Here is a 6,135-nt window from a genome sequence, read left to right on the forward strand (position 1 = left end):
CCGAGCCACCTCTCCACTATTTGAGGTCGCTCACTGCGAGCCAAAGAGGATCGTTGCTAGTTGTCAACTCCGCAAGCAACTGCTTCATGCGGCCTGTGTGCTTTCGAACAGGGATATAGAGGGCACCTTCCTGCCCCTTCACCTTTTCAACGAGACCTTCGGCTATCAGCATATTTATGACCTTGGTGGCCAAACCCGGGGCCCCAAGTCGCGCGAATCCGCGTGTCAGAGCTTCCTCCTTTCTACCAGCACCTTTTTGAAAGAAGGTTTTCCTGATCGTGGTCGCCAGCATTTGTTGGGCAGGCTTGAGCCCTATCCGTCGAATACTAGCAGTATTGTCAGCAGATTCATATTTATCCGCAGTCAACGAAACCCAGGGAGGAAGCCCTTTGACCGACGTTGCTCCTGTAACCTTCTCAGCCAAAGACGACGAGATCATTACATTCTTCGTCGGCCTATTGTCGAATATTATGTTAGCAAACGTACACTCTGTTAGAGTCAGATTCATTATATCTCTACGAGAAAAATCAATAAATATGAAATGTCCAGCGGACAAATTAAGCTTACCAAAGTCCAAAGGATCTGCTTTTCTGCTAAGAAGTGTGGCGATTGCATCTGAAGCCAGCGTCTTGTTATTCGAAACGGCGGCTTGATGTGCAAGATCAATTAATTTTTTATCGCTACATCTTGCATCACTTGCAAGGATCATCTGGCCAAGGCTATCGAGCCCGTTCGTCCATGAGGTAGAGAGCACATCCTTCAATAGCTCGAGAGATGTGAGGGCGATCTCACCAACATCCTTAGCGCGTAGACCGTCCAATATATAAGTATCGGTAAACTGCCGATCGTCCGTTTCGGTGCCGAGTCGACCGAGACTTGGAAGACGTTGAAGCATTACCGATGCTTCTTCACCCGGCGCCTGACCAACGATGTCTTCGAAAGCGCGCTGCAGATCGGACAAGGTTATAGGGCCGACATTTGACGGCTTTGTGCGTGTTATCCGGCCAAGTCGCTTGAGCACGCCGTAGATTGCATCCGGATCAAACGCAACATTGATGCGAGCATCACGGACGCACAAGACGCGCATGAAGTGGTCCCAGAAAGCGGTCTCGCTGGCGCTAACATCGAACATCTTTTCCCGATCCTCCTCGGGAAGCTCGTTTATGGTCTGGCATATCAGCGGTCGTCTCGGCAACCAGCTGGGAATCTCAACATCAATGCCGCGTTGGTCGAAGAACTCCTGAAGTTCCTCATCGGTAAACTCTTTCTTAGAGCGAATAATAGTGCAGGCACTCTGTCTGACGCCGAGCGCCTGGAACATCTCATCATTCGAAGGAAAGTAATGTTCCCGACCTGCGATCAGAACGCCGCTCTGGGAGCGCTGAATTATATCCTTAACGCCTTGCAATGCTTGAGCGCGGATGGCTCGCAGGCGCGCTGGATCATTGTTCCAGGCTTGTGAACCGAGTTCATCGAAACCATCCAGCAGCAGGGTCACAGATCCAGCGTTGAACGCACGCACAGCGCTTCCACTGAGCTTATCGAGACCTAGGTCCGCCAAGTGCCTATTGAGCAGTTCAACACCGCGCTTGAGGCCCCACATCTCTCTGAGGTCGATTGAGATTGGGTGGTTGAAATCGGCGTCCGCACGGTCCGCCATGTATCGGAACGCCTCCCGAATGCACCGGCTCTTGCCGCTGCCATATTCCCCTAACAATATGATGTGCTGTCCCTTTTTTAGGAGCTCGGCAATTTCAGCCGTTCCGATATCAGCTCCGCTACCGTCTACGCGATAACGCACCGGGACATACTCAGTATCGTCTTTCTCTCCAGTAATGGGGTTTATCGCGCTACCAAACGGCGCGTTTAGTCTTCCAACTTTGTAGCTGCTGAAGTCAAAAAACAATTTTGAGAATTCAAAAATAGTGAGAACTTTTATATTCGCCGCTCTACCTGCCTCTTTCATGCTTTCGGTAACGGTCTCTGCATCTATAACGCAGTAGGATCGCGCAATAACACGTTTAGCGTAGAGTGCATTCTGAGCCGTGACCAACTTCGTTACGTCTTCGCGCACCTTTCCTAACTGGCGTTCTTCGGTTATCTCAATGAGAACCGAAAGCTGTGGATCTAGATGCAGAACCGCATCTATAGCCACCCCACCTACATTTTCGGGAGTGGGATAACGTCCCCAAATGAGGTTCGCTATGTCGCGAACCTTATCTTCGAAAGTCGCCCAGCTTTTCTTCATTTGCGCCCACCCCGCCTCTCTCCTGCAAGCTAAAGAGGTTGCCTCCGTCACGCTAGTTCCAAGTCGCTTCAAATCTGCCTCAACGCGTATCGACACGTCTGGTGTCGATAATCTCTCCGCGCTCTGCCGAAGCGCCTTTCGATGTGGCGTGCTCGGGTGTGCCTGAAACAGGACCTTCCCAAGGTCCGCAAAGGGTCAGAAAGCCGCCGTCCGACCTCGGCGACGGCGGTCCTGAGCTGGAACTCGCCGCAAGACGCACCCCCCTCACTTCCCCCGCGCCGTCGCCAGCAGCGCCTCGGCGCGCTTCAGGGCTGCGGTGAAAAACGGCTGGCCCTGCGCCTCCTTCGCGAAGCAGGCGCGGTAGGCGGCGGCGCCTTCGTCCTCGGCCTGGGCGGCCTGGTCGAAGCGCGGGTCGTCGTCCTTCTTCGATTTCTGCGCTGCCTTGCGCAGGGTCGCGGCCTTCGCCGTCGTCGCCTTCCATAGCTTGTCGCAGGCGGGCAGGGGCTTGATGGCGAGCTTGACGTCACTGGCGCCCACGGTGACCCGCCCGTCGGCCACGCGGGTGATCACGATGGTGTCGGGCGGGCTGTTGCCGGCGATGTCCTGGCTGAACAGGCCGAGCGCCGCATAGGCCGTCTCGCCCTCGGCGGCGGTCACCGGCAGCGCCATGTAGCCGGAGAAGGCGGCGTCGGCGCTGATGACGAGGGTGTAGAAAAGGTCGCTCGCCGCCGCCGCCTTGATCCCCTGGCCGAGGGCGGGGTCGGCGTTGGCGTCCCTGGCGCGGGTGGCGAGCCAGTGGGTGAACACCGGCTCGGGGGAAACCAGCAGCCGGGTGGTGAAGTCCTTGTCGGCGAACAGCAGGCCGTCCGGCGCGCCGGATTCCATGTCGCCGTCGAGGAGCGTGCCGGGGGAGAAGACCGGCGGCTGGTCGAGGCCCGTGAACCGGAGCGGGCCGAGGAGCGCGGCCATCCGGGTTTCCAGCACCTTGCGCGCCGCCTCGTCGCGCGCCCCCAGCTCCTCCAGCTTCAGCCCCGCCTTTTCGGCCGCCGCCAGCGTCGCCACAGCGGTCTCGCGCGCCGCGATGTAGTCGTCCGCCGGGCTCGCGCGGGCCGCCAGCGGCAGCGCCGCCACGGCGACAAGGGTGCCGGCGGCAAACAGGAGGCCGGCGATCCGTGCCGGGCGGCGGGGGTCAATGCAGGTCATGGCAGGCCTCGCGGCGGGGGCGGTGAGCGTGCAGTCTGGACCGGGCCGGGGAAAACCGGAATGGGGCGGCGCGCCCCCGGCCGGGTCAGTTGCCGCGGGCGGTGGCCAGCAGCGCCTCGGCGCGCTTCACCGCGGCGGCGAGGAAGGGCTGCGCCTCCCTGGCGAAGCAGGCGCGGAAGGCGGCCGAGCCCTCGTCGCCGATGGTGTTGATCTCGTCCCAGCGCGGGTCGTCGGTCTTGTTGCCCTTTTCCACCGCCTTGTCGCGGGCGGCCATATAATCGTCCACCGGCGCGGCGCCGGCAGGCAGGGCCGCCGCGGCGACCACGGCGCCTGCGGCCAGGGTGCGAGCCAAGCCTCCCGAGCGCGATCCGCTCATGTGGAGTCGCCCTCCATGGAATTGAGAAGACACGGATCTATCGCCCATCGTGAATTGCCGAGGCGATTCGATAGGGGCAGATCCGGCTCCCGCGAAGCGTGGCATGGTCGATTGCTCGGGGATGGAGGTGGCAAGGGCGCGCTGTTCCCGCCGCAGCGGACGGGAAAGAACGGCTGAGGTCAAGCCGGCAATCACCCGCTGTCGCCAGCCGATGTGGCGCCCTGCCCCCGCCCCTGCCTCTTCGCCCCTTCAGCCCCGCCCCCTGCAACCTCGCCCGAGGCCTGGAGGCGCGGCGCCCGCGCCCGGGGGGCGGCAAGGCCCCCGGGCTGATCGGCCGGCCTGCCGATGGGATCAGTTGCTGGCGGCCTTGGTCTTCCCGCCGCCGCTGGCGACGCCGGCCACCTTGGCCGGCACCGGCGCGTGGTTGAGCAGGGCGTCGATGCGCTCGCGCTCCTTCCTGAACTCGGCGAGGAAGCGCCCGTCCAGCGCCCGTCCGCGCGGCAGCTTGATGCGCATGGGGTCGACGAAGTTGCCGTTGATCTTCACCTCGTAATGGAGGTGGGGCCCGGTGGAGAGGCCGGTGGTGCCGATATAGCCGATGAGCTGGCCCTGGCGCACGGTGATCCCTTCCCGGATGCCGCGCGCGAAGCCCGACTGGTGGGAATAGGTGGTGACGTAGCCGTTGGCGTGCTGGATTTCCGTGTGCTTGCCGTAGCCGGACTTCCAGGTGGCGTAGATGACGGTGCCATTGCCCGCGGCATAGATCGGCGTGCCGATGGAATCGGCCCAGTCCACGCCCGTGTGCAGCTTGGAATAGCCGAGGATGGGGTGGCGGCGGTAGCCGAAGGGCGAGCGCATGATGCCGCCGGCGAGCGGTTTTCTCACCAGGAACTTCTTCGCGCTCTTGCCGTCGTCGTCATAATAGTCGACGACGCCGTCGTCCGAGGTCTGGAAGCGGTAGTAGCGCCGGGTTTCCTTATTCACGGTGAGGGCGGCGTAGAGCACGTCGTTGGCGCTGCCCGGATCGTCGGAGAACAGGACCTCGAAATTATCGCCCGGGCGCACCCGGCGCTGGAAGTCCACGTCGAACGAATAGACGCGGATGATGTCGGCGATGACGGAGCGCGGCATCTCGTTGCGCAGCGCCGTCTCGTAGATGCTCTCGTAAAGGCGGATGCCGGGCCCGCTGTCGTCGTCGCTCTCCTCGGAAACGCCGGCGATCTCGGTTTCGGAGGGCTCGCGCACGGAGACGAAATCGTCGCGGTCGGAGAGCGCGACCGTTCCCTCGTGCCCGAGGTCGCTGAACAGCGAGACCTTGTAGGGCCGCACCCGCCCCTTGTTCTCTTCCTGCAGGAGCATCCGGATCCGCAGGCCATCCTTCACGGCGCCGTCGCGCCCGCGCCCGAAGGCGGCGGCGACGGCGCGCGCGTCCTCGCGGGAGACGCCGTTGTCGGCGAGGATGGAGGCGATGGTGTCGCCCTTCTTCACCACCACGGTCTGGTCCGACCACTCGTTGCCGCCGGAGGTCTCGTCCGAGGTCTTCGGCACGAAGCTGATGTTTTCCGGCATGTGGGCCGCGCCCGGCAGCACCGGCCGGGGCAGGCCGACGCCGACCGCGTCGGGCGTGCCGGCGTAGGCCAGGTAGGGGGCGGACGGCGCCAGGGGGCCGGTGGCGATGGCCGGGCTCGGCACCCCCTGGCCGGGCTGCACCCGGCTGAGCTCGGCCACCTCGCGCACCTTCACCAGCACATTTTCCATGGGCAGGGAGGCGCCGAAGCGGGTGTTCTGCGGCAGGCCGGCGATATCGCGCGACACCACTGTCACCTCGCCGGTGGGCTCGGCCTGGGGGGCGCTCTCTTCCTTGTTGACCGAATCGCTGACGATCTGCGCCGGATTGAAGCGCGGGATGTTCGCCGACACCGAGGTGGTGCTCATGGCGAGGTTGGCGGACACGCGGGTGAAGGGGCGCACCTTGATGATCTCGCGATCGCCGACCTTGGTGGCGGTGGAAACGCGGAAGGTCTGCCGGGCCGAGGGCGCGTCGCCGAGCAGGGACATGCGGTCGCCCTTGCGCGCCGTGTTGACCGGCCGCTCGCCGAGGGCGAGGGCGCCACGGATCACGCTGCGCACCTTTTCCGGCATCAGGGCGAAGCGGTGCTCGCCGTCGAGCGCGGCATAGACCGCGCCGCCCATGAGAAAGGTGCCGCACAAAGCGGTGAGAAGCGTGGCGGCGAACCAGCGTACGGAAACCCGGCGCCGGTCGATGTCCTCCTCGTCTCCGTCCACCCCGAGCGGGGGATCGTCGCCG

4 protein-coding genes (1 of these 4 only partly in view) are annotated in these 6,135 nt (G+C 63.0%); all 4 read right to left on the bottom strand.

From position 1 onward, the window contains the following. Positions 1 to 16: 16 nt before the first annotated feature. Positions 17 to 2,248: a hypothetical protein gene (locus EZH22_RS08090; protein WP_203195165.1), complete on the bottom strand. Its 2,232-nt coding sequence runs from the start codon at positions 2,246 to 2,248 to the stop codon at positions 17 to 19. Between the two features lie 264 nt (positions 2,249 to 2,512). After that, positions 2,513 to 3,451 (bottom strand): hypothetical protein, encoded by a 939-nt coding sequence (locus EZH22_RS08095; RefSeq protein ID WP_203195166.1) that lies wholly within the window; start codon positions 3,449 to 3,451, stop codon positions 2,513 to 2,515. 85 nt (positions 3,452 to 3,536) lie between these two features. Then, positions 3,537 to 3,803, bottom strand: a complete 267-nt coding sequence (locus EZH22_RS08100; protein WP_203195167.1) for a hypothetical protein — start codon at positions 3,801 to 3,803, stop codon at positions 3,537 to 3,539. Between the two features lie 375 nt (positions 3,804 to 4,178). Then, positions 4,179 to 6,135: the 3' portion of a M23 family metallopeptidase gene (locus EZH22_RS08105; RefSeq protein WP_203195168.1), read on the bottom strand. 56 nt of this gene lie beyond the right edge of the window; 1,957 of the gene's 2,013 nt are visible here — the last part of the coding sequence; the start codon falls outside the window, past its right edge; its stop codon occupies positions 4,179 to 4,181.

Origin of the sequence: Xanthobacter dioxanivorans (assembly GCF_016807805.1) — a bacterium.
In the GTDB taxonomy this organism is placed as follows: domain Bacteria; phylum Pseudomonadota; class Alphaproteobacteria; order Rhizobiales; family Xanthobacteraceae; genus Xanthobacter; species Xanthobacter dioxanivorans.